We start from the raw sequence: 1143 nt of genomic DNA, 5'->3' as shown, positions 1-1143 counted from the left end.
GGGCGGTGCTGGAGCGCATGCGTATCTATATCGAGGCCGAACTGGCGCGGGGCGGCCAGCTCAAGCACATTACCCGGCACATTCTGGGGCTCTACCAGGGTGAGCCGGGCGCGCGCGGCTTCCGCCGTCACCTGAGCGAAGGCGCCCACCTTCCGGGTGCCGATTGGAGCCTGATCGAGGCCGCTATGGCGCCACTTCGCCAGGCAGCCTGATTTCGTTCAGCTTCGGGCTGGTCGGGCGTGGGCATGATCGGCCGACCAGTCTTTCTGCGCCAGACATGAAAATCACGTTTCGTCCGCTATTTTTCGCCGCACTTTGCCTTGCGTCGCCCTTTGCCGTGCAGGCCGACCAGTCTCTGACGCTGGAGCAGGCGGTGAGCAAGGTGCAAAAAGACACCGGGGGCAAGGTGTTGTCAGCGGATACGCGGCTCGTCGAGCGCGGCCGCTTTACCGAATACCGGGTCAAAGTGCTCACGCTGGACGGTCACGTCCGCGTGGTACCGATCCGAACCGAAACTGCCAAGCCCCTGGACGCGAGCGCCGGGGATAACAAGGAGAAACATTGATGCGAATCCTGCTTGTAGAGGATGAGGCCCCGCTGCGCGAGACCCTCGCCGCGCGCCTGAAGCGCGACGGCTTCGCCGTGGATGCCGCCCAGGATGGCGAAGAAGGGCTGTACCTGGGTCGCGAGGTGCCGTTCGACCTGGCCATCATCGACCTGGGTCTGCCCAAGCTGTCGGGCATGGATCTGGTCAAGGCCCTGCGCGAGCACGGCCAGCGCTACCCGATCCTGATCCTCACCGCCCGGGGTAGCTGGCAGGACAAGGTCGAAGGCCTCAAGCACGGCGCCGACGACTACTTGGTCAAGCCGTTCCACGTCGAGGAACTGCTGGCCCGCATCAACGCCCTGGTCCGTCGCGCAAGCGGCTGGTCCAAGCCGGTGCTGGCCTGCGGCCCGATCAAGCTGGATACCACGGCGCAGACGGTGACGGTCGAAGGCCGCCAGGTCGACCTCACCAGCTACGAATACAAGGTGCTGGAATACCTGATGCTGCATGCAGGCGAGTTGGTCTCCAAGGCCGACCTCACCGAGCACATCTACCAGCAGGACTTCGATCGCGACTCCAACGTGCTGGAGGTCTTC

At 64.4% G+C, this 1143-nt stretch carries 2 protein-coding genes and 1 pseudogene; all 3 read left to right on the top strand.

From position 1 onward, the window contains the following. Positions 1-212, top strand: a pseudogene (locus AC1DT2_RS24070) (tRNA dihydrouridine(20/20a) synthase DusA); the annotation flags it as partial. A 65-nt stretch (positions 213-277) separates the two neighbouring features. Further along, positions 278-565 (top strand): PepSY domain-containing protein, encoded by a 288-nt coding sequence (locus AC1DT2_RS24065; RefSeq protein WP_063572491.1) that lies wholly within the window; start codon positions 278-280, stop codon positions 563-565. Further along, positions 565-1143: response regulator transcription factor (locus AC1DT2_RS24060; protein ID WP_477299222.1), on the top strand; the 579-nt coding region annotated here is incomplete at its 3' end. The genes AC1DT2_RS24065 and AC1DT2_RS24060, both read left to right, overlap by 1 nt.

This window comes from Luteibacter sp. P4_E6 (assembly GCF_056401535.1).
Note: the sequence above shows the minus strand (reverse complement) of the source record. Positions and strands in the feature narration are given on the sequence as shown.